The sequence below is a fragment of the Streptomyces sp. NPDC050423 genome, assembly GCF_040655445.1.
In the GTDB taxonomy this organism is placed as follows: domain Bacteria; phylum Actinomycetota; class Actinomycetes; order Streptomycetales; family Streptomycetaceae; genus Streptomyces.
The window spans coordinates 48470-75307 of the sequence record NZ_JBFAJY010000032.1 but is presented as its reverse complement, the minus strand read 5'-3'; the positions used below and the strand labels follow the sequence as shown (position 1 = coordinate 75307).

At 71.3% G+C, this 26838-nt stretch carries 20 protein-coding genes; 4 read left to right on the top strand and 16 right to left on the bottom strand.

Annotation, left to right across the window (positions count from 1 at the left end; translation table 11 throughout):
• Positions 1-41: 41 nt before the first annotated feature.
• From AB0I52_RS23105 to AB0I52_RS23030, 16 genes are all read right to left on the bottom strand, one after another.
• Positions 42-1439: a nucleotide pyrophosphatase/phosphodiesterase family protein gene (locus AB0I52_RS23105; RefSeq protein WP_363075431.1), complete on the bottom strand. Its 1398-nt coding sequence runs from the start codon at positions 1437-1439 to the stop codon at positions 42-44.
• Positions 1436-2611 carry a metabolite traffic protein EboE gene (eboE, locus tag AB0I52_RS23100; RefSeq protein ID WP_363075429.1) on the bottom strand — a complete coding sequence of 392 codons (1176 nt, stop codon included), beginning with the start codon at positions 2609-2611 and terminating at the stop codon, positions 1436-1438. The genes AB0I52_RS23105 and eboE overlap by 4 nt, the downstream gene beginning before the upstream one ends.
• Positions 2612-2615: 4 nt before the next feature.
• Positions 2616-3464, bottom strand: coding sequence for a TatD family hydrolase (locus AB0I52_RS23095; protein WP_363075427.1), 849 nt, complete (start codon positions 3462-3464; stop codon positions 2616-2618).
• On the bottom strand, positions 3464-4156 hold the full coding sequence (locus AB0I52_RS23090) for an EboA domain-containing protein (RefSeq protein ID WP_363075464.1): 693 nt from the start codon (positions 4154-4156) through the stop codon (positions 3464-3466). Before AB0I52_RS23090 ends, AB0I52_RS23095 begins: the two co-directional genes overlap by 1 nt.
• A 43-nt stretch (positions 4157-4199) precedes the next feature.
• Positions 4200-5057, bottom strand: a complete 858-nt coding sequence (locus AB0I52_RS23085) for a sugar phosphate isomerase/epimerase family protein (RefSeq protein WP_363075425.1) — start codon at positions 5055-5057, stop codon at positions 4200-4202.
• On the bottom strand, positions 5054-6052 hold the full coding sequence (locus AB0I52_RS23080) for an SCO3242 family prenyltransferase (RefSeq protein WP_363075423.1): 999 nt from the start codon (positions 6050-6052) through the stop codon (positions 5054-5056). The genes AB0I52_RS23085 and AB0I52_RS23080 overlap by 4 nt, the downstream gene beginning before the upstream one ends.
• Positions 6049-7167, bottom strand: coding sequence for an inositol-3-phosphate synthase (locus AB0I52_RS23075; RefSeq protein ID WP_363075421.1), 1119 nt, complete (start codon positions 7165-7167; stop codon positions 6049-6051). Before AB0I52_RS23075 ends, AB0I52_RS23080 begins: the two co-directional genes overlap by 4 nt.
• A gap of 120 nt (positions 7168-7287) precedes the next feature.
• Positions 7288-11004, bottom strand: coding sequence for a ThuA domain-containing protein (locus AB0I52_RS23070; RefSeq protein WP_363075419.1), 3717 nt, complete (start codon positions 11002-11004; stop codon positions 7288-7290).
• A 441-nt stretch (positions 11005-11445) separates the two neighbouring features.
• Positions 11446-12450, bottom strand: coding sequence for a sugar phosphate isomerase/epimerase family protein (locus AB0I52_RS23065; protein WP_363075417.1), 1005 nt, complete (start codon positions 12448-12450; stop codon positions 11446-11448).
• Between the two features lie 12 nt (positions 12451-12462).
• Positions 12463-13713 carry a Gfo/Idh/MocA family oxidoreductase gene (locus AB0I52_RS23060; protein ID WP_363075415.1) on the bottom strand — a complete coding sequence of 417 codons (1251 nt, stop codon included), beginning with the start codon at positions 13711-13713 and terminating at the stop codon, positions 12463-12465.
• A 79-nt stretch (positions 13714-13792) separates the two neighbouring features.
• Positions 13793-14833, bottom strand: coding sequence for a substrate-binding domain-containing protein (locus tag AB0I52_RS23055; protein WP_363075413.1), 1041 nt, complete (start codon positions 14831-14833; stop codon positions 13793-13795).
• A gap of 71 nt (positions 14834-14904) precedes the next feature.
• Positions 14905-15954 (bottom strand): ABC transporter permease, encoded by a 1050-nt coding sequence (locus AB0I52_RS23050; protein WP_363075411.1) that lies wholly within the window; start codon positions 15952-15954, stop codon positions 14905-14907.
• Complete coding sequence (locus AB0I52_RS23045) at positions 15951-17477, bottom strand: sugar ABC transporter ATP-binding protein (RefSeq protein WP_363075409.1); 1527 nt, start codon at positions 17475-17477, stop codon at positions 15951-15953. The genes AB0I52_RS23050 and AB0I52_RS23045 overlap by 4 nt, the downstream gene beginning before the upstream one ends.
• 216 nt (positions 17478-17693) lie before the next feature.
• Positions 17694-18875, bottom strand: coding sequence for an ROK family transcriptional regulator (locus AB0I52_RS23040; protein ID WP_363075407.1), 1182 nt, complete (start codon positions 18873-18875; stop codon positions 17694-17696).
• Positions 18876-19167: 292 nt separating this feature from the next.
• Positions 19168-19845 (bottom strand): GntR family transcriptional regulator, encoded by a 678-nt coding sequence (locus AB0I52_RS23035; protein ID WP_363075405.1) that lies wholly within the window; start codon positions 19843-19845, stop codon positions 19168-19170.
• Positions 19846-19909: 64 nt separating this feature from the next.
• Positions 19910-20860 carry a beta-ketoacyl-ACP synthase III gene (locus AB0I52_RS23030; RefSeq protein WP_363075403.1) on the bottom strand — a complete coding sequence of 317 codons (951 nt, stop codon included), beginning with the start codon at positions 20858-20860 and terminating at the stop codon, positions 19910-19912.
• Positions 20861-21034: 174 nt separating this feature from the next.
• On the opposite strand from AB0I52_RS23030, the gene AB0I52_RS23025 reads away from it, so the two are divergent.
• From AB0I52_RS23025 to AB0I52_RS23010, 4 genes are read left to right on the top strand one after another with little or no spacing between them, the layout of a single operon-like run.
• On the top strand, positions 21035-22108 hold the full coding sequence (locus tag AB0I52_RS23025) for a 2-dehydropantoate 2-reductase (protein ID WP_363075462.1): 1074 nt from the start codon (positions 21035-21037) through the stop codon (positions 22106-22108).
• A complete protein-coding gene (locus tag AB0I52_RS23020) occupies positions 22105-24042 on the top strand; it encodes a molybdopterin-dependent oxidoreductase (RefSeq protein WP_363075401.1) in 1938 nt (645 codons plus the stop codon). Before AB0I52_RS23025 ends, AB0I52_RS23020 begins: the two co-directional genes overlap by 4 nt.
• Positions 24033-25976, top strand: a complete 1944-nt coding sequence (locus AB0I52_RS23015; protein WP_363075399.1) for an NAD(P)H-dependent oxidoreductase subunit E — start codon at positions 24033-24035, stop codon at positions 25974-25976. The genes AB0I52_RS23020 and AB0I52_RS23015 overlap by 10 nt, the downstream gene beginning before the upstream one ends.
• Positions 25973-26833, top strand: coding sequence for a 2Fe-2S iron-sulfur cluster-binding protein (locus tag AB0I52_RS23010; protein ID WP_363075397.1), 861 nt, complete (start codon positions 25973-25975; stop codon positions 26831-26833). Before AB0I52_RS23015 ends, AB0I52_RS23010 begins: the two co-directional genes overlap by 4 nt.
• Positions 26834-26838 lie beyond the last annotated feature (5 nt).

Genomic DNA, 26838 nt, shown 5'->3' with positions numbered 1-26838 from the left:
TCCTTCTCGAAGATGCTCGCAACGCTGTGAACGGACCGGTCTCATGCGAGGCCGGCGAGCGTGAGCAGCAGGGACTTCACTTCGGTGGCCCGGACCGGGCCGGTGAACGCATGGGGGGTGGAGCAGAGGATGAGCGGACCTTCTTCGTCGCTCAGGGGGAGGCGGCCGTGGCTGCCCCGGATGGGTGACGGGTCCAGGGGGACGACCGCCATGCGGTAGCGCATGCCGAGCTTCTTGCGGGCGACCGCCGTCGCCGCCTTGACCCGGACGTAGGGGTCCTGGGGGTCCAGGAAGAGTTCGACGGGGTCGTAGCCGGGTTTGCGGTGGATCTCGACGAGCTGCGCGAAGTCGGGTGCGCGGTCGTCGTCGAGCCAGTAGTAGTACGTGAACCAGGCGTCCGGGTCCGCGACGGCGACCAGTTCGCCGGAGCGCGGATGGTCGAGTCCGTGGGCCTTCTTGCCCTCGTCGTCCAGGAGCTGCTCGATGCCCGGGAGGCCGGCCAGGGCTTCGCGGGCCGCTTCGAGGTCCTCGGGGCGGCGTACGTAGACGTGCGCGATCTGGTGGTCGGCGACGGCGAAGGCCCGGGAGGTCATCGGGTCCAGGTACTCCATGCCGTCCTGGGTGTGGACCTCCAGGAGTCCGGCCCGGCGCAGGGCGCGGTTGATGTCGACGGGCCGCTCCACGCGGGTGATGCCGTACTCGGAGAGGGCCACGACGGTGCGGCCCTCGCGGCGGGCGTCGTCCAGGAGCGGGGCGACCGCCCGGTCGAGGTCGGCCGCGGCCTTGAAGGCGCGCGGGTCGTCGGGGCCGTAGCGCTGGAGGTCGTAGTCGAGGTGCGGGAGGTAGCAGAGAGCGAGGTCGGGGTGGCGGGTGTCGAGGATGTGCCGGGTCGCGTCGATGATCCACTGCGAGGAGACGAGGTCGGCGCCGGGGCCCCAGAAGTGGAAGAGGGGAAAGGTGCCGAGTTTTTCGGTGAGTTCGTCGTGGAGGGCCGGTGGGCGGGTGTAGCAGTCGGGTTCCTTGCGTCCGTCGGCGTAGTAGACGGGCCTCGGGGTGACGGTGAAGTCGGTGTCGGCGCCCATCGCGTACCACCAGCAGATGTTGGCGACGGTGTAGCCGGGGTGGGCGCGCCGGGCCGCGTCCCAGAGCTTGTCGCCCTCGACGAGCCCGTTGTGCTGGCGCCACAGGAGGACGTCGCCGAGTTCGCGGAAGTACCAGCCGTTGGCGACGATGCCGTGTTCGGCGGGGGTGGTGCCGGTGAGGAAGGTGGACTGGGCGGCACACGTCACGGCGGGGAGCACGGTGCCGAGCGTGGCGTGGGCTCCGGACTGTCCGAGGGCCTTGAGGTGCGGCATGTGGTCGAGGAGGCGGGGGGTGAGCCCCACGACGTCGAGGACCAGGAGCGGGGTGGGTGAGCTGGTCGTCCCGGCGGTGGTCATGGCAACTCCTTGAGGCCGAGGTCGACCAGGAGGTCGCGGGCGAGGGTGAGTTCGGCGGCGATGCCGTCGGCGAGCTGGGCGCGGGTCCGGGGGCGCAGCTCGGCCGGGAGCGCCTGCCAGGTGTACGTCTCGACCTCCAGGTGCCGGGTGAGCGGCTGCGCCCCGCCGACCAGGCGGGTCAGCGTGGACCGGAGTACGGGAAGGGTGGAGGTGAGCGGCGGGGCGGGTGGGGTGTGCAGGGGGACGTGGAAGTGGGCGCGCCAGGGGGCGCTGTCGGGCAGGGTGTCGCCAGTGACCGCTTCGTCGAGGTCGTCGGTGCCGCGCAGCCCCGCGGCGGTGGAGACGCGGGTCTGGTGGAGGAAGCGGGGTTCGGCGAAGGCGGCGAGCGCGGTGCGCACCTCGGGGAGGTGGGGTTGTTCGGCGTGCAGGGCGGCGGAGAGCTGCGCCTTGACGGTCGGGATGCCTGCGGCGGCGAGCGCGTCGAGTGCGCCGTCCGGGTCCTCGAAGGAGGTGGCGAGGTGGCAGGTGTCGATGCAGACGCCGATGCGTTCGTGCCCGATGGCGGTGAGGGGTCCGATGGCGTCGGCGGTGGTCTCGACGGTGCATCCGGGTTCGGGTTCGAGGCCGGTCCGGATGGATTTCCCGGTGAGTTCGGCCAGCGCGTCCAGGCGTTCGCCGAGGGTGGTGAGCGCGGCGATTGCGGTGCGGGCCGCCTCGGGGTCGCCGGTGTACGGGGTGCGCCAGGCGATGGGCAGGGTGGAGATGGTGCCGTCGGTGACGTCGTCGGGCAGGAGGGTGGCGAGGAGCCGGGCGAGGTCGGTGGTGTGGGCGAGCCGTTCGGGGTCCGTCCAGTCCGGCTTGTACACCCGGTACTTGACCTCCTCGGCGCCGAATCCCTCGTACGGGAAGCCGTTGAGCGTGACGACTTCGAGTCCCCGGTGGTCGAGTTCGGTGCGCAGGGAGCGCAGTTGCGCGGGGTCGTTGACCAGGGTGCGGGCGGCGTCCCTGGCGAGCCAGAGTCCGATGCCGAGGCGGTCGCGTCCGAGCCGTTTGCGTACCGGTTCGCAGTGGTCGCGCAGTTGGGCGCGGACGCCTTCGAGGGTTTCGGCCGGGTGGACGTTGGTGCAGTACGCGAGGTGGATGACGGTGCCGTCGGGGTGGCGGAAGCGCATGGCCTCACTCCCCGCCGCGGAGGATGGAGTTGCCCTCGTGGAGCGGTTCCGGGTCGGCGGTGTCCAGGTGGAGGCGGCCGCTCTGGCCGTAGAAGGCGACGGGGTTGCGCCAGAGCACCTGGTCGACGTCGTCCTCGGTGAAGCCGGCGGCCAGCATCGCGTCGGCGACGTCGCGGGTCTTCAGCGGGTCGCTCTTGCCCCAGTCGGCGGCGGAGTTGACCAGGATCTTCTCGGTGCCGTGGAGCTTGAGGACGGCGACCATGCGGTCCCCGTCCATCTTGGTGTCGGGGTAGATGGAGAAGCCGGCCCAGCAGCCGCTGTCGAGGGCCTCCTTCACGGTCGTCTCGTTGAGGTGGTCGAGCACGACCAGTTCCGGGGCGAGGTGGGATTCGCGGACGACGTCGATGGTGCGGCGCAGGCCGGCGAGCTTGTCGCGGTGCGGGGTGTGGACGAGGGCGGGCAGCCCGTGGTCGGCGGCGAGCTGGAGCTGGGCGGCCAGCGCGGTGTCCTCGGCCGGGGTCATGGAGTCGTAGCCGATCTCGCCGACGGCGACGACGGAGTCCTTGACGAGATAGCGCGGCAGGGCGTCCAGGACGGGGGTGCAGCGCGGGTCGTTCGCCTCTTTGGGGTTGAGGGCGAGGGTGCAGTGGTGCGCGATGCCGTACTGGGCGGCGCGGAACGGCTCCCAGCCGAGCAGCGCGTCGAAGTAGTCGAAGAAGCTGGCGGGCGAGGTGCGGGGCTGGCCGAGCCAGAAGGAGGGTTCGACCAGCGCCCGGACCCCGGCGTCGTACATCGCCCGGTAGTCGTCCGTGGTGCGGGACGTCATGTGGATGTGGGGGTCGAAGATGCGCATCAGGACTCCTCCGATGGGGCCGTTGAGGCCGTGGGGGCGGCAGGACCGGGGGCAGCGGGACCGGGGGCCGTGAGGGCGAGTACGCGGTGCAGGTCGGCGGGGACGGGGCGGCCTGCCGCGATGCGCTCGGCCGCGTAGTCGCCCAGCATCCGGGCGAGTTCGGCGTCGCCGCGGGACCGCCGGGCCAACTGGTCGACGGCGTCGACGGGGACACCGGTGAAGAGGCATTTGAGGACGGCGTGGCGCCAGTTGTGCTGGTCGAGACGGCCGCCGGCGTACGGGCCGACGGCGGCGGCGATCAGTGTGGTGTCGTTGGCGCGCAGGGCGTCCTCGACGAGGGGCACGGCGGTGGCGCCGAGGTCAAGTGCGGGCAGTGCGAGCAGGACGGCGCGCCGTTCGGCGGCGGTGCCCTGTTCGTAGATCCGGGTCACGGCGGCCAGCCCGGCTCGGGCCTCGGTGAGCAGCAGGGCGCGTACGGAGTCGGCGTGTCCGAGTCCGCAGTGGCGGCCGGCCGCGGCGTACCGCAGCTCCCACGAGGGTACGGCGTAGGCGTTTTTGGAGGGTTCGGTGTCCGGGTGGGCGGCGGCGTGGGCGGCCTCGGCGAGTGCCTCGTCGAGCCAGGCGCGTGCGGCGCCGCCGAGCTGTGCGTCGAGCTCCTTGCGGGTCAGCAGCGGGGCATCCGGCGAGGTCATCGGCATGGCGTTGCTCCCTTCGGCGGTCGGGTGGCGCGGCGGTCTAGTGGCTCGACGGTCCGTGCTCGCGGAGGAACTCGATGGAGTCCCTGGCGAGTTCGGGCCCGGCGTGGGAGTGGCGGGGCAGCTCGACGACGGTGAGCCCGTCGTATCCGGTGTCTCCGAGGGCGTCGAGGGCGGCGAGCACGGGCGGGAAGTCGATCTCGCCCTCGCCGAAGGGAAGGTGTTCGTGGATGCCGCGGCGCATGTCCTCGATCTGGACGTGTCGCAGCCAGGGGGCCGCTTCGCGAACGCAGTCGACGGGCGAGGCGGTCTCCATGCACTGGCAGTGGCCGATATCGAGGGTGAGTCCGAGCGGTTCCGGGTCACCGCACAGCGCGCGGAGGTGGTGGAAGTCGGAGAGGTACGAGAGGAGGTGTCCGGGCTCGGGCTCGACGGCCAGCGGCACACCCGCTCGTTCCGCGGCGTCCAGGACCGGGGCGAGGGCGCCGGTCAGCCGTTCCCAGGCGGTGTCGGGATCGGTGCCCAGCGGCATGACCCCGCTGAAGCAGTGCACGGCGTGGGCGCCGAGTTCGGCGGCGACGTCGACGGCCCGGACGAGCAGCCCGGTCCGCGCGGCCCTGGCCTCGGGGTCCGGGTCGAGCAGCGAGGGGCCGTGCTTGCTGCGCGGGTCCAGGACGTAGCGGGCCCCGGTCTCCACGGTGACGCCGAGCCCCAGCTCCTGGAGCCTGGCGGCGACCTGGCGGGTGCGGGCGATGAGGTCCGGGCCCATCGGATCGAGGTGCATGTGGTCGAGGGTCAGCCCGACCCCGTCGTAGCCGAGGTCCGCGAGGAGGCCGAGGGCGTCGCCGAGGCGGAGGTCGGTGAGCCCGTTGGTGCCGTAGCCGAGACGGATCGTCATGTGGGGCTCACCTTCCGGGCGAGACTGCGGGCGAGCGGGACGAGGCCCATGACGGCGAGCGCCGTGCCGGAGGCGCCGGCACGGGCGGCGAGGGCGGCCTGGAGCGGGATCATCGCCCGGATTCCGCTGCCGACGGCCCGCTGGGTGAGCGGCGGCGACGGGTTGAGCGCGGCGTGGACGAGCGGGCGGCCGGCGGTGCGGAGGTAGGCGCCGGTGAGCGCGGTGAGGAGGAGCCTGGTGGGTGTGGTCGCCGCGGTGCGGACCCGTGCGCTCTCGGTGCCGCCGCTTCCCCCGCCGTCCGGCGACCCGCCGGCCGCTCCCCGCCCCGCCCTCTGCCGCTCCCGCACCGCGATGCCGCCGAGCGCGGCGACGGCTCCGAGGGCGGCGAGGGGGACGGTGGTGGAGCCGCCCTGCGCCTCGTGGCGCGAGACGGCGGTGACCGCGTAGGTGTGCGCCGTCAGGAGGGCGGCGGCGGGCAGCGCGGCGGGCACGGCGGCACGGGCCGAAGTCGCGGCGGCCGTCCCGGTGGCGCGGGCGGAGTGCGCGGCCGTCGCCGTCGCCGTCGCGCCCAGGAGCAGGTCCAGGCCGCGGGCCGCCGCCATCGACGCCGGACCCGCCGGCGTGTGTTTCAGGCGGAGGTCGTACGCCCAGACCGTCGCCGCGAGGCCGGTGGCCACCGTCAGTGCCGGGCGGCCCGCGCGGGCGGCGAGGACCAGGCCCGCCGCGGTCAGGGCACCGGCCGCGGTGAGCGCCGCGCGGGGCGTGATCCGGCCCGAGGGGATCGGGCGGTGTGGGCGGTCCACGGCGTCCTCGTCGCGGTCGGCCCAGTCGTTGAGCGCCATGCCCGCCTCGTACAGGCAGAGCGAGGCGCCGACGGCGAGGGCGGTCGAACGGTTGGGGCGGCGGCCGACCGCCGCCGCGCCGGCGAGGGCGTCGCCCGGCACGGTGAAGAGTGCGGAGACCCTGAGCAGCTCCGCCCAGGCGCGCACCGTCACTTCTCCCCCCGCAGCCGCTCCGCGAAGTCGAGCAGCGCCAGGTACTGCGCGGACAGCGCGGGAGGCCCGCCGTCCGGGTCCTTGAAGTAGAAGCCGAGTTCGGGGCGCGGGCCGGTCAGGCCCGCTTCGTGGGCGCGGGCCAGCAGCCGTGCCAGGTCCAGCACCAGGGGTGCGGCGAGTGCCGAGTCGCACCCCTGCCAGGTCGTCTGGAGCACCATGCGCGCGCCGAGGAAGCCGTCGAACGCGATGTGGTCCCAGGCCGTCTTCCAGTCCCCGAGTGCCGGCACGTCGTCGATGTGGACCTCGCCCTCGGGGGCGGAGCCGAGCGTGTCGGCCAGGACGCGTTCCTTGCCGGCGTTCTTCGCGGCGGCCGCGGCCGGGTCGGCCAGTGCCGCCCCGTCCCCGCCGCCCAGCAGATTGGTGCCGGACCAGGCCCGTACCGGCAGGGCCCGCTGCACGAACATGGGAGCGAGCACGGAGCGCAGCAGCGTCTGGCCGGTCTTGCCGTCGCGGCCCGCGTGAGGAAGGGCGCCGGCCGCGACGGCGGTCTGGAGGGCCGGGGTGCGCAGCCCGGTGGAGGGGGTGAAGTTGACGTACGGACAGCCGGCCCGGAGCGCGGCCGCCGCGTAGAGGGAGCTGGCGGGCAGCCGCTCCGCACCGGGGACGGGCGCCGGCTCGGTGGAGGCGACGTTCACGACGACGGTCCTGGCCAGGCCGTTGCGGCGGGTGAAGTCGGTGAGGTCGGCGGCGAACGCGGTGACGAGTTCCTCGTCCGTGCGGGTGTCGCCGGGGAGCGGTCCGCCGGGGCGGATCTCCGCGTCGGCCGCGGCGAGTTCGGACCGCACCGCGGAGGGGAGGCCGTGCGGCAGCACTCCCCCGGCGGCGAGTACCTCGGCCCGTTTGGGGAGCGGGCAGTCCAGGGTGTCGTGTCCGCCGAAGACGAGCGAGGCCACGGGTGGCAGACCGCTCTCGGCGAACGGCGCGGTCTCGGTGACCATGCCGGCGGCCGGGTGAAGGCCCGCCGCGACCGCCGCGCACCCCGCCGTGGCGGTGGTGGCGACGGAGCCGCGTGCTCCGATGAACCAGACTCCGGTACGAACGGCGTGTGCTGACACGGGCTGCCTCCCTGGCTGGGGGTCCTGGCTGGGCAGAGCTGGTGGCGCTGTGCGTGAGGAGGGACGGGCTGCGGACGGCGGGCGGGGCGTGCGGCCCCGCCCGCCGTCCGGTCGGTGGCCCTACTCGGAGGGCAGTTCCTTCAGCTGGATGTCGCGGAAGGACACCTGGTCGTCGGCCCCGTGGTTCTGGAGGCCGATGTAGCCGTCCTTGAGGCTGCGGGCCGGATCGGTGTTGGTGAAGTCGTTGATCTTCACTCCGTTGAGGAAGATCTGGAGCCGTTCGCCCTTGACCTTGATCTCGTAGCTGTTCCACTGGCCGGGCGGCCTGAGGACCTGGTCGCGGGCCTTGATGTTGGCGGACTTGAAGGTGTAGACGGAGCCGGTGGTGCGGTCGGGGGCGTCGGTGGCGTCGATCTGGACCTCATAGCCGTTGTCCACCGCGGACCACGGGTCGTCGGACTCCGGGAAGCCGACGAAGACGCCGGAGTTGTCGTCGCCCGCCAGCTTCCAGTCGAGCTTCAGGGAGTACGACTTCAGCTCCTTGGCCTGGTAGGTGAGCAGGCCCATGCCGCCTTCGGAGCGCAGCTCGCCGTCGACGACGTTGAACTTGCCGGGGCCCGCCTGCTTCCAGCCTTCGAGCGTCTTGCCGTTGAAGATCGACCGGTAGCCGGTGTCGGGCTTGCAGTCGGCCTTCACCTGGCCGGCCGCGTACCGCAGCCCGCCCGAGAGGACCTTGCGGAAGTCCGGGTCGGCGTAGGACTCCTTGGTGTGGCCGAGGCCGGTGTAGAAGGAGCGGCCGCCCTGGTAGGTCTGGCACCAGGTGATCGGGTGGTCGCCCTTCATGTTGCCGCCGGTGTAGGTCGTCTCGTCGAGGGTGGCGAGGACCTTCACCTTGTCGCGCGGGTTGGTGCGGTAGTTGTACAGCTCGTCGGTGCGGTCCCAGGCGTCACCCAGGTGGGCGGTGGCCGGGTTCTTGTGGTCCTCGACGCGGACGGTGACGGGCTGGATGGCGGGGTGGCTGTCGAAGTACGCGCCGACGAGTCCGCCGTAGAACGGCCAGTCGTACTCGGTGTCGGCTGCGGCGTGCACGCCGACGAAGCCGCCGCCGGTGGACACGTAGTTCTCGAACGCCTTCTGCTGGTCGGCGTTGAGCACGTCACCCGTTGTCGACATGAAGACGACGGCGTCGTAGCGGGCCAGGTTGGAGGTGGTGAACTGGCCGGCCTCCTCGGTGGCGTCGACCGTGATGTTGGTGTCCTTGCCGAGTTCCTTCAGTGCGGCGATGCCCTCGGGAATCGCGTCGTGGCGGAATCCGGCCGTCTTGGAGAAGACCAGGACGCGCTTGGCGGTCTTGTCGGGCGGGGTGTTGGAGAGTTCGAAGTCGTCGACGTCGTAGAGCGCGCCCTCGCCTCCCTTGAAGACCAGGAAGAGCTCGGTGGCCTTCTTCGGGACGCCGCGCAGGGGGACGTCGATGTCCTGGAAGACCTCCCAGCCGCCGGTCACCGGGACCGGTGCGGAGCCGAGGATCTTGCCGGTCGCCGAGCCGGACCGTACTTCGAGGAAGCCGCCCGCGCCGCCGGAGGCTATCCGGGCGGTGAGCTTGGTGGAGTCGCCGAGGATGTACGGCTTGAAGGAGATCCAGTCGTCGTTGTCGATGTCGCCGACGGTCTTTCCGCCCTCGGCGTTCGCCTTGTCGTAGATCTTGATGCCGGACGAGTTGTTGAAGTGCTCGGCCTGGCGGTGGCGCGGCTGGAGCTGCGACTGGTCGTGGCCGGTCAGCGCGGCCTGGCCGCCGCCCCCGCCGTCGGTGTACGAGGCGTCGATGACTCCGAAGATGTTGGCGTTGGGGTCGTGCCCGCCGTCCATGTCGGTCTTGACGGTGCCGGTGCAGCCGTGCGCCGAGGTGATCGGGTGGCCGTGGCTGTCGTGGCCGAGGACGAAGCGGACCTCGACCTTGGAGCAGTCGATCGTGCCGTCCTCGGGATCGGTGACGTTCACCTTGAACGGGATCTCGTCCCCGAAGGTGAACAGCTGTCCGTCACCGGGGAGTTCGAGGCTAACGGTCGGAGCCGTGTTGCCGACGGTCACATGGACGCTCGCCTTGCCGGTGCGTCCGGAGGGGTCCTGCGCGGTGACGGTCGCGGTGTAGGTGCCGTTCTTCTTGTACGTGTACGTGGGGTTGGCGTCCGTGGAGGATCCGCCGTCGCCGAAGTCCCAGGCGTAGGTGAGGGCGTCGCCGTCGGCGTCCGCGCTGCCGGCCGAGGAGAACTTCACCTTCAGGGGTGCGGTGCCCGAGGTCTTGTTGGCCGCTGCCTCCGCGATCGGGGAGCGCCCGCCTGTGGCGTTCTCGATGCGGTAGAGGGCGGAGTTCTCGTCGCCGCCGAACCAGGAGAGGCCGTAGTCCAGGACGTACAGCGCCCCGTCGGGCCCGAAGGCCATGTCCATGATCTGGGTGCCGGACCACGGGATGTCGTTGATGGACTGCACGGCGCCGTCGGCGTCCTGCTCGATGCGCTTGATCCACTTCCGGCCGAACTCACCGGCGAAGAAGTCCCCGTCGTACGCCTCGGGGAACTTCACGGGCGAGTCGAGGTCGGCGTCGTAGTGGTAGACCGGTCCGCCCATCGGGGACTCGGATCCGGTGCCGAACTCCGGGACGGAACCGCCGTCGTACGGGATCCAGGCGGCCTGCGCCGGGGGCAGGTCGACGATGCCGGTGTTGTGCGGCGAGGTGTTCTTCGGGGCCGCGCAGTCGAAGGCGGCGCCGGAGGTCTTGGTGGCGAAGTCGTAGTCGATGAACGGGTCGTTGTCGCCCGTGCAGAACGGCCAGCCGAAGTTTCCGGGCTTGGTGACCCGGGCGAACTCGACCTGCCCGGCCGGTCCGCGCTTGGGGTCGGCCGCACCGGCGTCCGGCCCGTAGTCGCCGACGTAGAGGATGCCGGTGGCCTTGTCGACGCTGAAGCGGAACGGGTTACGGAAGCCCATCGCGTAGATCTCGGGGCGGGTCTTGTCCGTGCCCGGGGCGAAGAGGTTGCCGTCCGGGACGGTGTACGAGCCGTCGTCGGCGACCTTGATCCGGAGGATCTTGCCGCGCAGGTCGTTGCTGTTGCCGGCGGAGCGGCGGGCGTCGAACGCCGGGTTGCGGTCGGGGCGTTCGTCGATGGGGGTGAAGCCGTCGGAGGCGAAGGGGTTGGAGTCGTCGCCGGTCGACAGGTACAGGTTGCCGTCCGCGTCGAAGTCGATGTCGCCGCCGACGTGGCAGCACATTCCGCGGGACGTCTTGACGTCGAGGACCTTCTTCTCGCTGCCCAGGTCGAGCGTGCCGTCCTCGTCGAGGACGAAGCGGGAGAGCCGGTTGACGCCGTCGAACTTGGCGAAGTCGGCGGCGGTGCCGGTCTCGGGGGCGTCGCCGTCGGGGGTGTCCAGCGGGGGTGCGTAGTAGAGGTAGATCGCCCGGTTCTCGGTGAAGTCCGGGTCGACGCCGACGCCCTGGAGGCCTTCCTCGTCGTGCGAGTAGACGGGGATGGTGCCGGCGACGCTGGTGTTGCCCGCGCTGTCGGTGAGCCGCAGCTCGCCGCTGCGCGAGGTGTGCAGCACGCTGAGGTCGGGGAGCACCGCGAGTGTCATGGGCTCGCCGGTCTCGGCGGCACCCTTGGCGAGGGTGACCTGCTGGAAGTCCTCGGCGGCCGGGGCTGGGGCGGGTTCCTCGTGAGCGGCGGCCGTTCCGGGCGTGGCGCCCAGGGTGAGGGTGGCGGCGGCGAGCAGGGCGCCGGTGAAGAGGGCGAGGGATTTGCGGACGCGGAGCCTGCTTCTGGTCCTGCTTCGGGTTCTGTGCACGGGTGTCCTCCGGAGAGTGCCGGTTGTACGGGCGGGTACGGGTGCTGCCGTGCCGTTCAGCGCGGGGACTGCCGCGCAGGTCAGTCGGGGCCTGTGCGGCTCCGGTGACGGGGGTTATGTCGTGTACACGTTCTGGACGGTAGCCCTGTTCGTCCGGGACGGAAAGCCCTTGTGCAGCGGTCTTGTTGAACTTTTTCCCAGGCCAGGACAAAGGGGGGTTCGGGCAGGGGGTGCCGGCCCGGCGGCGTTCGCGCTCTGCCGCCGGGCGGAGGGGCTTTCTCCTGCCCCGCCCTTCCCGAACAGGGGGCTCCGCCCCGGACCCCCACGCCTCAAACGCCGACGAGGCTGGATTCGGCGCCTCCCCCGCCGGCGAGACCGAGGTCTCTCAGGCCCTCCGGCGATTGAGGAGCGGGGGTACGGGGGCTGCGCCCCCGGAAGCGATCAGTCCTTGCCGCCGAACGCCGCGTCGAACGACGCGCTCGGCGGGTCGAAGTCGAACCGTTTCAGCGACGCCAGCGCCTCGGGCGCCCCCGTCAGGCGGTCCATGCCCGCGTCCTCCCACTCCACGGAGACCGGCCCGTCGTAGTCGATGGACCGCAGCATCCTGAACACGTCCTCCCACGGCACGTCGCCGTGCCCGGCCGAGACGAAGTCCCAGCCGCGCCGCGGGTCGCCCCACGGCAGGTGGGAGCCGAGCCGGCCGTTGCGGCCGTCCAGGCGCTTGCGGGCCTCCTTGCAGTCCACGTGGTAGATCCGGTCCCGGAAGTCGTAGAGGAAGCCGACCGGATCCAGGTCCTGCCACACGAAGTGGCTCGGGTCGAAGTTCAGCCCGAACGCGGGCCGGTGGCCGACGGCCTCCAGCGCGCGGTGCGTGGTCCAGTAGTCGTAGGCGATCTCGCTCGGATGCACCTCGTGGGCGAAGCGCACGCCCTCGGCGTCGAACACGTCGAGGATCGGGTTCCAGCGCTCGGCGAAGTCCTCGTACCCCCGCTCGATCATGTGCGGCGGGACCGGCGGGAACATCGCCACCAGGTGCCAGATCGACGAACCGGTGAAGCCGATGACCGTGTCCACACCGAAGGCGGCGGCCGCCCGCGCGGTGTCCTTGATCTCCTCGGCGGCCCGGCGGCGCACCCCCTCGGGCTCCCCGTCGCCCCAGATCCGGGCGGGCAGGATGCCCTGGTGGCGCTCGTCGATCGGGTTGTCGCAGACAGCCTGCCCGACCAGGTGGTTGGAGATCGCCCAGCACTTCAGCCCGTACTTGTCGAGCAGTTGGCGGCGCCCGTCCAGGTACCCCGGGTCGGCAAGCGCCTTGTCGACCTCGAAGTGGTCGCCCCAGCAGGCGAGTTCCAGCCCGTCGTAACCGAAGTCGCGGGCGTACCGGCAGACGTCCTCCAGTGGCAGGTCGGCCCACTGACCGGTGAAGAGGGTGAAGGGACGGGGCATGTACAGGACCTCCTAGAGCTGTGCGGTGGTGTGGACGGGCGTGTGCACGGAGTTCTTCGCGGCGCTCTCCTCCACCGCCGCCAGCACCCGCTGCACCTGGAGCCCGTCCGCGAACGACGGTGTGGGTGCGGTTCGTTCGGCGATCGTGCGGACCACATCACGGGCCTGGTGGATGAAGGTGTGCTCGTATCCGAGCGCGTGCCCCGGCGGCCACCAGGCCTCCAGGTAGGGATGCTCGGGCTCGGTGACCAGGATGCGCCGGAAGCCGGCCGTGGTGGCGGGCTCGGTGTGGTCGTGGAAGGACAGCTCGTTGAGCCGTTCCAGGTCGAAGGCGAGCGAGCCCCGCTCCCCGTTGATCTCCAGACGCAGCGCGTTCTTCCGCCCTGCCGCCATCCGGGTCGTCTCGAAGGAGGCCAGTGCGCCGGAGGCGAGCCGGCCGGTGAAGAGCGCCGCGTCGTCCACCGTCACCGCCCCGCGCGCACCGGCGTCCGCCGCCGCGGCCAGACCCGCCGACGGCCCTGCTTGCAGGGGCCGTTCGCGTACGAAGGTCTCGGTCACCGCGGACACCCCGACCAGCAGCTCCCCCGCCAGGAACTGGGCGAGGTCCACGATGTGCGCCCCGAGGTCGCCGAGCGCGCCCGAGCCCGCGTGTTCCCGCTCCAGCCGCCAGGTGAGCGGGGACCCGGGGTCCACCAGCCAGTCCTGGAGGTAGGTGGCACGGACGTGCCGCAGGGTGCCGAGCCGCCCCTCGGCGATCAGCTTCCGGGCGTAGGTGATGGCGGGGACCTTGCGGTAGTTGAAGCCGACCACCGCCACCTGGCCGCGGGCGGCGGCGCGCTCCGCCGCCTCGGTCATGGCCTCGGCCTCCGCGACCGTGTTGGCGAGCGGCTTCTCGCACAGCACGTGCTTGCCCGCTTCCAGTGCCGCGATGGCGATCTCCGCATGGCTGTCGCCGGGGGTGCAGATGTCGACGAGCTGTACGTCGTCCCGGGCGATCAGGGCCCGCCAGTCGGTCTCCGCGGCCGCCCATCCGTGCCGGTCGGCGGCGGCCTCGACCGCCCTGCGGTCGCGTCCGCAGATCGCGGCGAGAGCCGGTCTCATCGGCAGCTCGAAGACATGGCCGGCGGTGCGCCATCCCTGCGAGTGGGCGGCGCCCATGAACGCGTATCCGACCATGCCGACCCCGAGCGTGGGTGCGCTCTGCATCGGCCGGTACGTCGGCGGCGCCGCCGCCTCCTGCTCCGTCTCTTCCCTACGGGCCATCCGGGCTTCCTCCTCATCGGTGGTTCGGTGGTGCGGCAGGAGGGTCAGCGCCCTCCTGCCGGGCTCAGACCGGCCGGTCTCAGTTGAAGCCCGTCGGCAGGTACTGATCGACGTTGTCCTTGGTGACCACCGCCGAGTAGAGCGTGAGGTTGGTCGGGATCTCCAGCTCGGAGAGGCCGGCGACGCCCTTGCTCTGGCCGAGTGCGCGGGCCAGGTCGATGGCCGACGCCGCCATGGTCGGCGGGTAGAGAACGGTGGCCTTCAGCACGCTGTTGTCGGCCTTGATGGCGTCCATCGCCGACTTGGCCCCGGCGCCGCCGACCATCAGGAACTCGTCCCGGCCGGCCTGCTGGATGGCGCGCAGCGCACCCACGCCCTGGTCGTCGTCGTGGTTCCACAGGGCGTCGAACTTCTTCTGCGCCTGGAGGAGCTGGGACATCTTCGCCTGCCCCGACTCGACGGTGAAGTCCGCGGCCTGACGGGCCACCAGCTTGATGTTGGAGTAGTTCTTCAGGGCGTCCGCGAAGCCCTGGCTGCGCTGCTTGGTGAGCTCCAGGCTGTCGATGCCGGCCAGCTCGACGACCTTGGCGTTCGGCTTGTCCTTGAGCTGCTCGCCGATGTACGTGCCGGCGTTGAGGCCCATGCCGTAGCTGTCTCCGCCGACATAGCAGCGGTAGGCCTGCGGGGAGGCGAAGACGCGGTCCAGGTTGATGACGGGAATGCCCGCCCGCATGGCCTCCAGGCCGACCTGGGTGAGCGCCTTGCCGTCGGCCGGGAGGATGATGAGGACGTCGACCTTCTTGTTGATGAGGGTCTTGACCTGGCCGATCTGCGCGGCGGTGTCGTTGGAGCCCTCGGTGGTCTCCAGGGTCACCTCGGAGTACTTCTTCGCCCGCGACCTGGCGTTCTCGTTGATCGCGTTGAGCCAGCCGTGGTCGGCCTGCGGACCCGCGAAGCCGATGGTGAGGGCCTTGCCCGGCGTGTCGTCGGCGGCGGGCGCGTTGCTCTGCGCCGCGGTGTCCTTCTCCTTCGGGCTGTTGCTGGTGCAGGCGGTCAGGAAGGCGCCCGCGGAGACTGCTGCGGTACCGAAGAGCAGTCCTCTGCGGCTGGTTTCTGGCATGGCTGTCAAACCCTTCATCCGGTGCGTGGGCATACGGAACAGGCAGGAGCTGAGGAGGAGATGACTTGGGGTCAGGTTTCCCGGTTGACCGACGTGCGGCCCTGGACCAGAACGGCGGCGACGATGATCGCGCCCTTGGCGATCTGCTGGACGTCGCTCTGCAGATTGTTGAGCGCGAAGATGTTGGTGATCGTGGTGAAGACGAGGACGCCCAGCACGGAGCCGACGATGGTGCCGCGGCCGCCGGTGAGCAGGGTGCCGCCGATGATGGCTGCGGCGATGGCGTCGAGTTCGTACAGGTTGCCGTTGGTGTTCTGACCCGAGCCGGACAGGACGATCAGCATGAAGGCGGCGATGCCGCAGCACAGTCCGGACAGCAGGTAGAGGTAGAGGCGCTGGCGCCGTACGTCGATGCCTGCCAGCCGGGCCGCCTCCGCGTTGCCGCCGACGGCGACCGTGCGGCGGCCGAAGGTCGTACGGTTCAGCACCAGCCAGCCGACGACGGTGACCACGGCGAACATCATGACGAGCGGCGGGATGCCGAGGACGTAGGAGCCGGGCAGGCCCAGGTCCAGGACGGACTTGACCGTGACGATCTGGGTCTTGCCGTCGGTGATCAGGAGGGCCATGCCGCGGGCGGAGGCGAGCATCGCCAGCGTCGCGATGAACGGCACCAGCCGGCCGTACGCGATGAGCACCCCGTTGACCAGTCCGGCACCGAGGCCGACGATCATCGCGGTGAACAGGATGCCGGCGAAGCCGTACTCCTGGGTGGCGAGTGTGGTGGCCCAGACCGAGGCGAGGGCGACCATGGCGCCGACTGACAGATCGATGCCGCCGCTGGTGATGACGAAGGTCACCCCGACGGTCACCACGCCGATGACGGACGCCTGGGTCAGGATCAGCTGAAGGTTCCCGGTGTCCAGGAAGGCGTCGGGCTCGGTGATGCCGCCGACGACGATCAGTGCGGCGAGGACGCCGAGCAGCGAGAGGCTGCGCAGGTCCACTCGGAGCCCGAGGGCTCGCGGGGATCTGTCCTTCTTCGGGGACGCGGGGACGGATGCGGGCGCGGCGCCCTTGTCCGGCCCGCTCTGCTGTGCCGAGGAGACGGGCTGCGTCATGACGTCGGGCTCCCTTCCATCACGAGGTCGAGTACGCGGTGCTCGTCGAGCTCCCTGGCGTCCGCCGTGTGCACGACGTGACCCTCACGGAGCACCAGCACCCGGTCGGCGAGGCCCAGGACTTCGGGCACTTCGCTGGAGACGAGCAGTACGGCGAGGCCTTCGTCGGCCAGCCGGCGGATCACGGCGTAGAGCTCGGCGCGGGCGCCGACGTCCACCCCGCGGGTCGGTTCGTCGAGCAGCAGCACCCGGCAGCCGCGCAGCAGCCAGCGAGCCAGGACCGCCTTCTGCTGGTTGCCGCCGGAGAGGGTGCGGACGGGGGTGTCCGGGTTGTCGGGGCGCAGTGAGAGTTCGCGGGTGGCGGCGCGGGCCGCCTTTCGCTCGGCGCCCCGGTCGAGCCAACCAGCCCTGGAGAACCGGGACATGGAGGATACGGAGACATTGCGGGTGACGGATTCGAGCATCAGCAGGGCCTGCGCCTTGCGTTCCTCGGGGGCGAGGCCGATGCCGGCGGCGACGGCGGCGCGGACGCTGCCGGGCCGCAGCGGCCGGCCGGCGACGGTGACCTGTCCCGCGGTGGCGCGGCGGGCGCCGTAGATGGTCTCCAGGATCTCGGAACGTCCGGAGCCGACGAGTCCGGCGAGGCCGACGATCTCGCCGGGCCTGAGTTCCAGGTCGACGGGGGCGAACTCGCCCTTCCTGGTGAGGCCTTGAACCTTGAGCACGGGCTCGGCGCCGGTGCCCGCGCGGCCGGCCCCGGGCCTCGGCGGGAAGACGTACTCGACATTGCGGCCGGTCATCATGGCAACGATGTCGCGCGTCGGTGTGGACTCGGCGGGGAGGCCGCCCGCTACGGCCCGGCCGTCCTTGAGCACGGTCACCCGGTCGCCGATCCGGCGGATCTCCTCCAGCCGGTGGGAGATGTAGACGACGGCGACCCCGTCGGCGGTCAGGGAGGCGACGATCCGGAAGAGGTTGGCGACCTCGTCGGGGTCGAGGGCCGCGGACGGCTCGTCCATCACGATGAGCCGTACGTCGTGGGAGAGTGCGCGGGCCATCGAGACGATCTGCTGCTGGGCCGCGGAGAGTTCACCGACCGGGCGGGCCGGGTCGATCTCCGGGTGCCCGAGGCGTTTCAGCAGTGCGGCGGCAGCGGTGCGGCCCTCGCGGGTGCGCAGGACGAAGCCGGCGCTGGTCGGCTCATGGCCGAGGAAGACGTTCTCGGCAACCGACAGCCCTTCCACCAGGTCGAGTTCCTGGTAGATGGTGGCGATCCCGAGACGCATCGCGGTGATGGGTGTCTTGAGCACGGTCGGTGAGCCGCGCCAGGTGATCTCGCCGCCGTCGGGCTGGTGGGCCCCGGCGAGCACCTTGATGAGAGTGGATTTGCCGGCCCCGTTCTGGCCGAGCAGGCAGTGGACCTCGCCGGCCTGTACCTCCAGGTCGACGCCGTCGAGGGCGCGCACGCCGGGGAAGGACTTGGTGATGCCGGACATGGTGAGCAGGGGTGGTTCTGGAGCCATGGCGAATCCCCTCGGCGGGTGCCGGTGAGCGGGCAGGGCGCAGTGCAGTCCCGGGGTGTCCCCGGACCCCGGCCGCCGGCGCGGGGACAGTGCCTTGTTGCTGGCCGGCCGAGGATCGGTCCGGCGGGAGGCGGATCGGACGGGAGAACGATCAGGCGGGTGGTACGCGGCTCTTGCACGGTGCTGCGGCCCGGTGAGCGGGCCGGTGGTGCTGGGTCAGGCCGGTGAGAAGAGGTGGTCGCTGATGAGCCTGGCCGCGCCGATCACTCCGGCGGCGGGTCCCAGCTCACCCAGCACGATGGGAAGGTTGCCGGTGGCCAGCGGCAGCGACTGCCGGTAGACCTGGGTCCGGACGCTGGCCAGCAGCGTGTGACCCAGTCCGGTCACCCCGCCGCCGATCACCACCAGACCGGGGTTGAAGAAGCTGACAAGTCCTGCGATGACCTGACCGACCCGGTTGCCGCCTTCGCGGATCAGGTCGAGCGAGGTGGCATCGCCCGCGGCCGCGGCCGCGGCCACATCGACGGCGGTGAGTTTCCCGGTCACCGCCAGCCGGGCCGCGAGCTCCTCGGACTGTCCGGCACGGGCCGCGTCCTCGGCGTCGCGGGCCAGTGCGGCACCGCTGAAGTGTGCTTCCAGGCAGCCGCGGTTGCCACAGGCGCAGGGGCGCCCGTCCGGTTCGACCTGGATGTGGCCGATGTCGCCCGCACTGCCCGTCGTGCCGCGGTGGACCTCTCCGCCCACGACGATGCCGCAGCCGATACCGGTACCGATCTTGACGCAGAGGAAGTCGCCCACGGAGCGGGCGACGCCCGCGTGCTGCTCCCCCATCGCCATCAGGTTCACGTCGTTGTCGACCATCACGGGGCAGCCCAGCTCCTGGCTGAGCGCCTCGCGGACCGGGAAGCCGTCCCAGCCGGGCATGATCGGCGGTGCGACCGGGATCCCCTCGGGGAAACGTACCGGTCCCGGTACTCCGATGCCCGCGCCGTCGAACCCCTCGGCGAGCCCGGAGGCCCGGAGCTTGGCCGCCATGGACAGCACCTGCTCGAAGATGGCGACGGGGCCTTCGCGTACGTCCATGGGGTGGTTGAGGTGGCCCAGGACCTCCAGCTCCGCGTTGGTGACCGCCACATCGACCGAGGTGGCGCCGATGTCGACGCCGAGGAAGCGCAGTGCCGGGGCGAGCCGGATGTTGTGCGAGCGACGCCCGCCGCGGGATGCGGCGAGTCCGTCGGCCACCACAAGGCCGGTCTCCAGCAGTCTGTCCACCTCGACGGCGAGCTTGGAGCGGGAGAGATCGACCTGATCCCCCAGCTGTGCCCGTGAGTTGGGCCCGCCGTCGCGCAACAGCCGGAGCAGTCGCGCCTGATGCGCATTCGCGGGTCGTGCCGTCATACGTCTCACGCGCCCCTCCCCGCCACATCGGCCTGTCCGTCGGGCTTTGGAGGGGAACGTAGCAGCGCTCGCCCGGAGTGGGAAGAAGTTGCGCAGGAATCCACCACAACTTTCTCCACCCTGAGGACAAAGGGGTGTGGAGGGTGGCGCCGGAGGACGGCTCCGGGCACCGCCGGCGGCGGACACGACAATGCCCCCGATCGCCGGACGGGCTCACGACCTGGTGCGCGCTGGGGAGCGGATCAGGGCGATACTTCTCAGCCGGCGTTCGAGGGCGGGGGAAGCGGCGGGATCAGCTCTCTTCGCGCTCGCGGTAGGTCCGGCGGGTGTGCTCCGTGTGCGACCGCATGATCGCCGTGGCCTGCTGCTCGTCGCGCGAGGAGATCGCGGCGATCAGGGCGCGGTGCTCGATCCAGGACCGGGTGCCGCGTTGGCGGGCGACCGGGGTGTAGTACCAGCGGACCCGGCGGTCCACCTGGCCGGCGAGTTCGGCGAGTACGACGTTGCCCGCCAGTTCCATGACTTTGGCGTGGAAGGCGGCGTTGGTCGCGACGGCCAGGTCCACGTCGTCGTCGGCGACGGCCTGCTCACCCTTGGCGCACAGCTCCTCCAGCGCGGCGATGCCCGCCGTACCGGAGTTGGCGGCGGCGAGGCGGGCCGCCTCCGCCTCCAGGAGCGTACGGACCGAGAGCAGTTGGTCCGCCTCGTCCTGAGTGGGTTCATGGACGAAGGCGCCCTGGGCGGGCCGCAGATCCACCCAGCCCTCGGTGTTGAGCCGCTGCAACGCCTCGCGCACCGGCTGCCGGGACACCCCGAGGTGGCCGGCCAGCTCGCTCTCGACCAGGTGCTGGCCGGGACGGAGCGCACGGGTGGTGATGAGTTCCAGCAGCGCCTCGTAGACCCGCTCGCGCAGCGGACCGGGCCGCTCCAGCTTCGGCACGGCCCCCTGCGGCAGTCCTGTGGACAACATCGCGGTCCCCCTCCGAACGACGAGCAATTGCTTATCGTCTACAGTCTACCGAGCGCAGGACCCCTCAGGGACAGCGGATCACCTGACCCGCGTAACTGAGGTTCCCGCCGAAGCCGAAAAGCAGCGCCGGAGCCCCGGTGGCGATTTCGCCCCGCTCCACCAGCTTGGACAGGGCCATCGGGATCGAGGCGGCAGAGGTGTTGCCGGAATCCACGACATCCCGGGCGATGACGGCGTTGACCGCGCCGATCTTCCTGGCGACCGGTTCGATGATCCTCAGATTGGCCTGATGCAGCACCACCGCGGCGAGATCCTCGGGGGTGATACCGGCCTTCTCGCACACCTTGCGCGCGATGGGCGGCAGCTGGGTGGTCGCCCAGCGGTAGACCGACTGCCCTTCCTGGGCGAAGCGCGGCGGCGTCCCCTCGATCCGTACCGCGTCCCCCATCCCGGGCACGGAACCCCACAGCACCGGCCCGATCCCGGGCCGGCCGGCCGCGCCGGAGTCGGCGACGACGACCGCCGCACCGGCGCCGTCACCCATCAGCACACAGCTGGAGCGGTCGGTCCAGTCGACGATGTCGCCCATCTTGTCGGCGCCGATCACCAGCGCACGGGTGGCGGCGCCCGCCCGCACGGCGTGGTCGGCGGTGGCGAGAGCGTGGGTGAAACCGGAACAGACCACGTTGATGTCCATCACCGCGGGCGAGGTCATGCCGAGGCGGGCGGCGACCCTGGCCGACATGCTCGGTGACCGGTCGATCGCCGTGGAGGTGGCGACCAGGACCATGTCGATGTCCGCGGGCTGGAGCCCGGCGGCAGCGAGGGCCTTGGCCGCCGCGTGCGCGGCAAGCTCGTCCACCGGCTCGTCGGGGCCGCCGAGGTGGCGGGTCTTGATGCCGACGCGGCTGGTGATCCACTCGTCACTGGTGTCGACCATGGCCGCCAGGTCATGGTTGGTGAGCACCCTGGCGGGCTGATAGTGGCCGAGCGCCACGACACGTGAGCCGGTCATATTCAGGTTCCCCTCGCTACATATGGCAGGAACCATTCAGTCTTGGTCGCTACCGACCGGTACAGAGACACGTGATCCCACAGGATTCCCGGCCGACGATTGGAGGCTTGACAACAGTCTTGACCGCCCAGACAGCATACTGTAGACAATATTCTGTCGACCTGACAGCGTCTCCTGTTCCCTCCCCCGCGCTCCTCCTACCGCTTCCCCGCTCCCGCCTCGCTCGGTCACAACCGAACGGAGAGCCCCGTGAAAGTCGCAGTTGTCGGTGCCGGCGCGATCGGCGCCTATGTCGGGGCCGCGCTCCACCGCGCCGGCGCCGAGGTCCATCTCATCGCCCGCGGGCCGCATCTGGCCGCGATGCGCCGTGACGGCGTACGCGTCCTCAGCCCGCGCGGCGACTTCACCGCACGCCCCTCGGCCACCGACGACCCTTCGGAGGTCGGACCCGTCGACTTCGTGTTCCTCGGGCTGAAGGCCAACTCGTACGCGGCATCGGGCCCCCTGGTCCATCCGCTGCTGCACGAGCGGACAGCGGTCGTCGCCGCACAGAACGGCATCCCGTGGTGGTACTTCCACGGGCTCGCGGGCCCGCACGCCGGGCGCCGCATCAACAGCGTCGACCCGGCCGGCACGGTCAGCGCCACGCTGCCGCCGGAGCGGGCCATCGGATGCGTCGTCTACGCCGCGACGGCGATCGAGGCACCCGGCGTCGTCCGCCATCTCGAAGGGACCAGGTTCTCCATCGGGGAGCCCGACCGGACCCTGTCGCGGCGCTGCCGCGCGTTCAGCGAGGCCATGGTCGCGGGCGGTCTCAAGTGCCCGGTGGAACCGGATCTGCGCCAGGACATCTGGATCAAGCTGCTCGGCAACATCTCGTTCAACCCGATCAGCGCGCTGGCCAGGGCCACCATGGGCCAGATCTGCCGCCACGGGGACACCCGCGCACTCGTCGGGTCGATGATGCGCGAGACCCTCGATGTCGCGGCCGCGGTCGGCTGCCGGCCCGAGATCTCGGTGGAGCGGCGCATCGCGGGCGCCGAGCGCGTCGGTGACCACAAGACCTCCACCCTCCAGGACCTGGAGAAGGGCAAGCCCCTCGAACTCGACGTGCTGCTCGCGGCCGTCGTCGAACTGGCCGCGCTGGCCGGGGTCCCCGTACCGACGCTGCGCGCCGTGCACGCGCTCGCCGATCTCCTCGCCACCACCTCCTCGCCCGCCTCGGCCCCAGCAGGGAGCACGCCGTGAACAACAACCACAAGCGCCGTCGGAGCAAGAAGTACGAGCGGCTGACGCATCCGCTGGTCCGGGACCCGGACGGCACCCTGCGCCGGGCGAGCTGGGACGAGGCGCTGGCCCGCGCGGCAGCCGGGTTCCGGCAGACCCGGCAGGCGCACGGCCCCGACGCCTTCGCGATGCTGTCCTGCGCCCGCGCCACGAACGAGATGAACTACGTGGCGCAGAAGTTCACCCGGGTGGTGATGGGCACCAACAACGTGGACTCCTGCAACCGGACCTGTCACGCCCCCAGCGTCGCCGGTCTCTCCGCGGCCTTCGGTTCGGGCGGCGGCACCTCCTCGTACGAGGAGGTCGAGCACACCGATCTCATCGTGATGTGGGGCTCCAACGCCCGTTTCGCACACCCGATCTTCTTCCAGCACGTACTGAAGGGCATCCGCAACGGCGCGCGCATGCACACCGTCGACCCGCGCCGCACGTCCACGGCCCAGTGGGCGGAGAGCTGGCTCGGGCTGAACGTCGGCACGGACATCGCGCTGGCCCACGCGATCGGCCGCGAGATCATCCACGCCGGGCTGGTCAACCGGGCCTTCGTGTCCCGCGCGACCACCGGCTTCGAGGAGTACGCGGCACTCGTCGAGCCGTGGACGCTCTCAGCGGCCGAACAGGTCACCGGAGTCCCGGCCGAGGCCGTCCGCGATCTCGCCCACGCCTACGCCACCGCCGAACGGGCCCAGCTGTGCTGGACGCTGGGCATCACCGAGCACCACAACGGCACCGACAACGTCCGCGCCCTGATCAACCTGTCGATGCTCACCGGCCACGTCGGCAGGTACGGCTCCGGCGTCCAGCCCCTGCGCGGGCAGAACAACGTGCAGGGCGGCGGCGACATGGGCGCCATCCCCAACAGACTGCCCGGCTTCCAGGACATCCTGGACCCGCACTCCCGGCAGAAGTTCGAGCGGAGCTGGGACACGGTCATCCAGCCGCGGTACGGCAAGACGCTCACCGAGATGTTCGAGTCGATGGAGAGCGGCGAACTGCGCGCGGTGTACTGCATCGGCGAGAACCCGGCCCAGTCGGAGGCCGACAGCGAGCAGGCCGTACGGCGGCTGAAGGCCCTGGACCATCTGGTGGTACAGGACATCTTCCTGACGAGGACCGCGGAACTGGCGGACGTGGTGCTGCCCGCGACGGCCGCCTGGGCGGAGACCGACGGGACCACGACCAACAGCGAGCGCCGGGTGCAGCGGGTGCGCGCGGCACTGACCCCGCCGGGCGAGGCCCGCGAGGACATCGACATCCTCTGCGCACTGGCAGGACTCCTGGGCCACGACTGGGAGTTCACCGACGCCGAGACGGTCTGGAACGAGCTTCGCTCGCTCTCCCCCGACCACTTCGGGATGACGTATGAACGGCTGGCAGAACACCAGGGGCTCCAGTGGCCCTGCCCCGACACGGAGAAGCTGCCGTCGAGCTTCCTGCACGCCCGGCTCTGGGAGACCGATCCGGTGCGGCGCGGCCCGGCCGCGCCCTTCGGTCTCGTCCAGCACGATCCGCCGGTCGACCTCATCGATGAGGAGTACCCGCTGCGGCTGACGACGGGGCGACGCCTCGACTCGTACAACACGGGTGTGCAGAGCGGCGGTTACGCCTCACCGCTGCGGCGCGGCGAGTACATCGAGCTCTGCCCGGAGGACGCGGCCGCCTACGGTGTCGCGAGCGGCGAGGAGGTCCGGGTGTCGTCCCGGCGGGGCAGCGTCACCGCGCCGGTGTGGATCGAGGCCGGGCTGCGGCCAGGTCTCGCCTTCATGACGATGCACTTCCCGGACGAGGTCGACACCAACCTGCTGACGATCGAGGCGAACTGCCCGATCGCCGGCACCGCCGAGTTCAAGGCCTCCGCGATACGGATCGAGAAGCTGGTGCCCGCATGGACCTGAAATACACCGGGGCCGCTCCCACGGACGCCGAACGGCAGGCGGTGGACGCCCTGCTGGGTCCGCCGCCGTCCGGCTGGGAGGGCGCGGCCGCCCGCAGCGACGAGGACCTGCGCTGGGCGAGGGGCGGCGCGGCAGCCGCCAAGGACCGGCGCGACCAGTTGCTGCCCGCCCTGCACGCGGTGAACGACCGCGTGGGCTGGATCAGCGAGGGCGCCCTCGACTACATCTGCCGGCGGCTGACGGTGGCCCCGGCCGAGGCGTACGGCGTCGCGACGTTCTACGCGATGTTCTCGGTACGCCCCCGCCCGGCGAAGGTCCTCCACGTCTGCACGGACCTGGTCTGCGCGGCCCGCGGCTCGGCGGCGCTGTGCGCGGACCTGAGCGACGACTTCGCCCCGGCGGGTACGGCGGCGCAGGGCGTGGTCTGGCAGGAGAGCCCCTGCCTGGGCCTGTGCGAACGGGCCCCGGCGGCGCTGCTGATCCAGGCGGGCGAACAGCCCGAGGCCGCCCGCCCGGCGCCCCCGGCCCGTCCGGCGTTCGAGGACCGGGGGTCCGGGGGCGGATCCCCCGGTTTGGAGCCCGCCGCAGGCGCCACCCCCCACCACACAGCGGTCATCGCCCCCGCCACCACCGAGGCCCTCGCCGCAGCAGCCCGCTCCCCGGCATCCGCCCCCGCCGAGCCCGCCGCGGAATCCGCCGTCCCCCAGGCCGGCCACCCCGATCTCGTCCTCCTCAAACGCATCGGCACCACGGACCCCGCCTCCCTCGACGACTACCGCGCGAACGGCGGCTACGCCGCGCTGCGCCGCGCCTTCGCCCTCGGCCCCGCCGGCGTCATCCGGGAGGTGCTGGACGCCGGGCTCGTCGGCCGGGGCGGTGCCGCGTTCCCCACCGGGCGCAAGTGGGAGGCCACCGCCCGGCAGCCCGACACCCCGCACTACCTCGTCTGCAACGCGGACGAGAGCGAGCCGGGCACCTTCAAGGACCGGGTGCTGATGGAGGGTGACCCGTACGCCCTCGTCGAGGCGATGACCGTGGCCGGATACGCGACCGGCGCCCGGCAGGGGTTCGTCTATCTGCGCGGCGAGTACCCCCGGGCGTACGAACGGCTGAGCCACGCCCTGGACTGTGCCCGCACGCGGGGGCTGCTCGGCCCGGACATCCTCGGCCAGGGGTACGCCTTCGACATCGAGATCCGGCGGGGTGCCGGGGCGTACATCTGCGGCGAGGAGACCGCGATCTTCAACTCGATCGAGGGGCAGCGCGGGGAGCCGCGTTCCAAGCCGCCGTTCCCGGTCGAGAAGGGCCTCTTCGGGAAACCGACGGCCGTGAACAACGTCGAGACCCTGGTCAACGTGCTGCCGATCCTGGAACACGGTGCCGCCGCGTACGCGGCCACCGGCACCGGCTCGTCCACCGGCACCAAGCTGTTCTGCGTATCGGGGCAGGTGGCGAGGCCCGGGATCCACGAGCTGCCGTTCGGCGCGAGCCTGCGGGAGCTGCTGGAGCTCGCCGGCCCGCCGCGGGACCTGCGCGCGGTGCTCCTCGGCGGCGCCGCGGGCGGCTTCGTACGCCCCGACGAACTGGACATCCCGCTGACCTTCGAGGGGACGCGGGCCGCCGGCACGACGCTCGGCTCGGGCGTCGTACTGGTCCTGGACGGTTCGGTGGACCTACCGCGCGTCCTGCTCCGGATCTCGGAGTTCTTCCGCGACGAATCGTGCGGGCAGTGCGTGCCCTGCCGGGTCGGCACCGTGCGCCAGGAGGAAGCGCTGCGCCGGATCAAGGACCGTACGGGCGCCGCGGCCGCCGATGACATCGCCCTGATGAGAGAGGTGGGGCGGGCCATGCGCGACGCCTCGATCTGCGGTCTGGGACAGACCGCGTGGAATGCCGTCGAGTCCGCCATCGACCGTCTGGGGGTCTACAAGTGACCGCTGTTCCGTTGCGACTGCCGCGCCGGCTGATCGAGTTCACCCTCGACGGCCGGGAGGCCCGGGTCCCCGAGGGATCGACGATCCTGGAGGCGTGCCGGGCCGCCGGCACGGACATCCCGACCCTGTGCCAGGGCGACACGCTCACCCCGAAGAACGCCTGCCGGGTCTGTGTCGTCGAGGTGGAGGGGGCCCGAACCCTCACCCCCGCATGCTCGCGCCTGGCCGAGGCGGGGATGGCGGTGCGCACCGACAGTGAACGGGCCCGGCACAGCCGCAAGGTCGTGCTCGAACTGCTCGCCTCGTCCACCGATCTGTCGACGACGCCCCGGACCGCCGAGTGGATCAAGGAGTACGGGGCGGAGCCCGGCCGCTTCGGCGCCGACGCGGCCCGCGTCAACGAGGAACCGAAGGTCGACAACGAGCTGTACGTCCGTGACTACGACAAGTGCATCCTCTGCTACAAGTGCGTCGACGCCTGCGGGGAGCAGTGGCAGAACACGTTCGCGATCGCGGTCGCGGGCCGCGGCTTCGACGCCCGCATCTCCACCGAGCACGAGGTGCCGCTCACCGATTCGGCGTGTGTCTACTGCGGCAACTGCATCGAGGTCTGCCCGACCGGGGCGCTCTCCTTCAAGACCGAGTTCGACATGCGGGAGGCCGGGACCTGGGACGAACCCGCGCAGACCGAGACCACCACCGTCTGCGCCTACTGCGGTGTCGGCTGCAATGTCACGCTCCATGTGCAGGACAATGAGATCGTCAAGGTCACCTCGCCGCACGACAACCCGGTGACCCACGGCAACCTCTGCATCAAGGGCCGCTTCGGCTTCCAACACGTACAGAATCGGGTCTAACGGTC

What these genes read in the sequence shown, in the direction of transcription:
- AB0I52_RS23105 (WP_363075431.1), bottom strand. Translation starts at nt 1,439, where the DNA reads ATGACCACCGCCGGGACGACCAGCTCACCCACCCCGCTCCTGGTCCTC.
- eboE (WP_363075429.1), bottom strand. Translation starts at nt 2,611, where the DNA reads ATGCGCTTCCGCCACCCCGACGGCACCGTCATCCACCTCGCGTACTGC.
- AB0I52_RS23095 (WP_363075427.1), bottom strand. Translation starts at nt 3,464, where the DNA reads ATGCGCATCTTCGACCCCCACATCCACATGACGTCCCGCACCACGGAC.
- AB0I52_RS23090 (WP_363075464.1), bottom strand. Translation starts at nt 4,156, where the DNA reads ATGACCTCGCCGGATGCCCCGCTGCTGACCCGCAAGGAGCTCGACGCA.
- AB0I52_RS23085 (WP_363075425.1), bottom strand. Translation starts at nt 5,057, where the DNA reads ATGACGATCCGTCTCGGCTACGGCACCAACGGGCTCACCGACCTCCGC.
- AB0I52_RS23065 (WP_363075417.1), bottom strand. Translation starts at nt 12,450, where the DNA reads ATGCCCCGTCCCTTCACCCTCTTCACCGGTCAGTGGGCCGACCTGCCA.
- AB0I52_RS23060 (WP_363075415.1), bottom strand. Translation starts at nt 13,713, where the DNA reads ATGGCCCGTAGGGAAGAGACGGAGCAGGAGGCGGCGGCGCCGCCGACG.
- AB0I52_RS23055 (WP_363075413.1), bottom strand. Translation starts at nt 14,833, where the DNA reads ATGCCAGAAACCAGCCGCAGAGGACTGCTCTTCGGTACCGCAGCAGTC.
- AB0I52_RS23050 (WP_363075411.1), bottom strand. Translation starts at nt 15,954, where the DNA reads ATGACGCAGCCCGTCTCCTCGGCACAGCAGAGCGGGCCGGACAAGGGC.
- AB0I52_RS23045 (WP_363075409.1), bottom strand. Translation starts at nt 17,477, where the DNA reads ATGGCTCCAGAACCACCCCTGCTCACCATGTCCGGCATCACCAAGTCC.
- AB0I52_RS23040 (WP_363075407.1), bottom strand. Translation starts at nt 18,875, where the DNA reads ATGACGGCACGACCCGCGAATGCGCATCAGGCGCGACTGCTCCGGCTG.
- AB0I52_RS23035 (WP_363075405.1), bottom strand. Translation starts at nt 19,845, where the DNA reads ATGTTGTCCACAGGACTGCCGCAGGGGGCCGTGCCGAAGCTGGAGCGG.
- AB0I52_RS23030 (WP_363075403.1), bottom strand. Translation starts at nt 20,860, where the DNA reads ATGACCGGCTCACGTGTCGTGGCGCTCGGCCACTATCAGCCCGCCAGG.
- AB0I52_RS23015 (WP_363075399.1), top strand. Translation starts at nt 24,033, where the DNA reads ATGGACCTGAAATACACCGGGGCCGCTCCCACGGACGCCGAACGGCAG.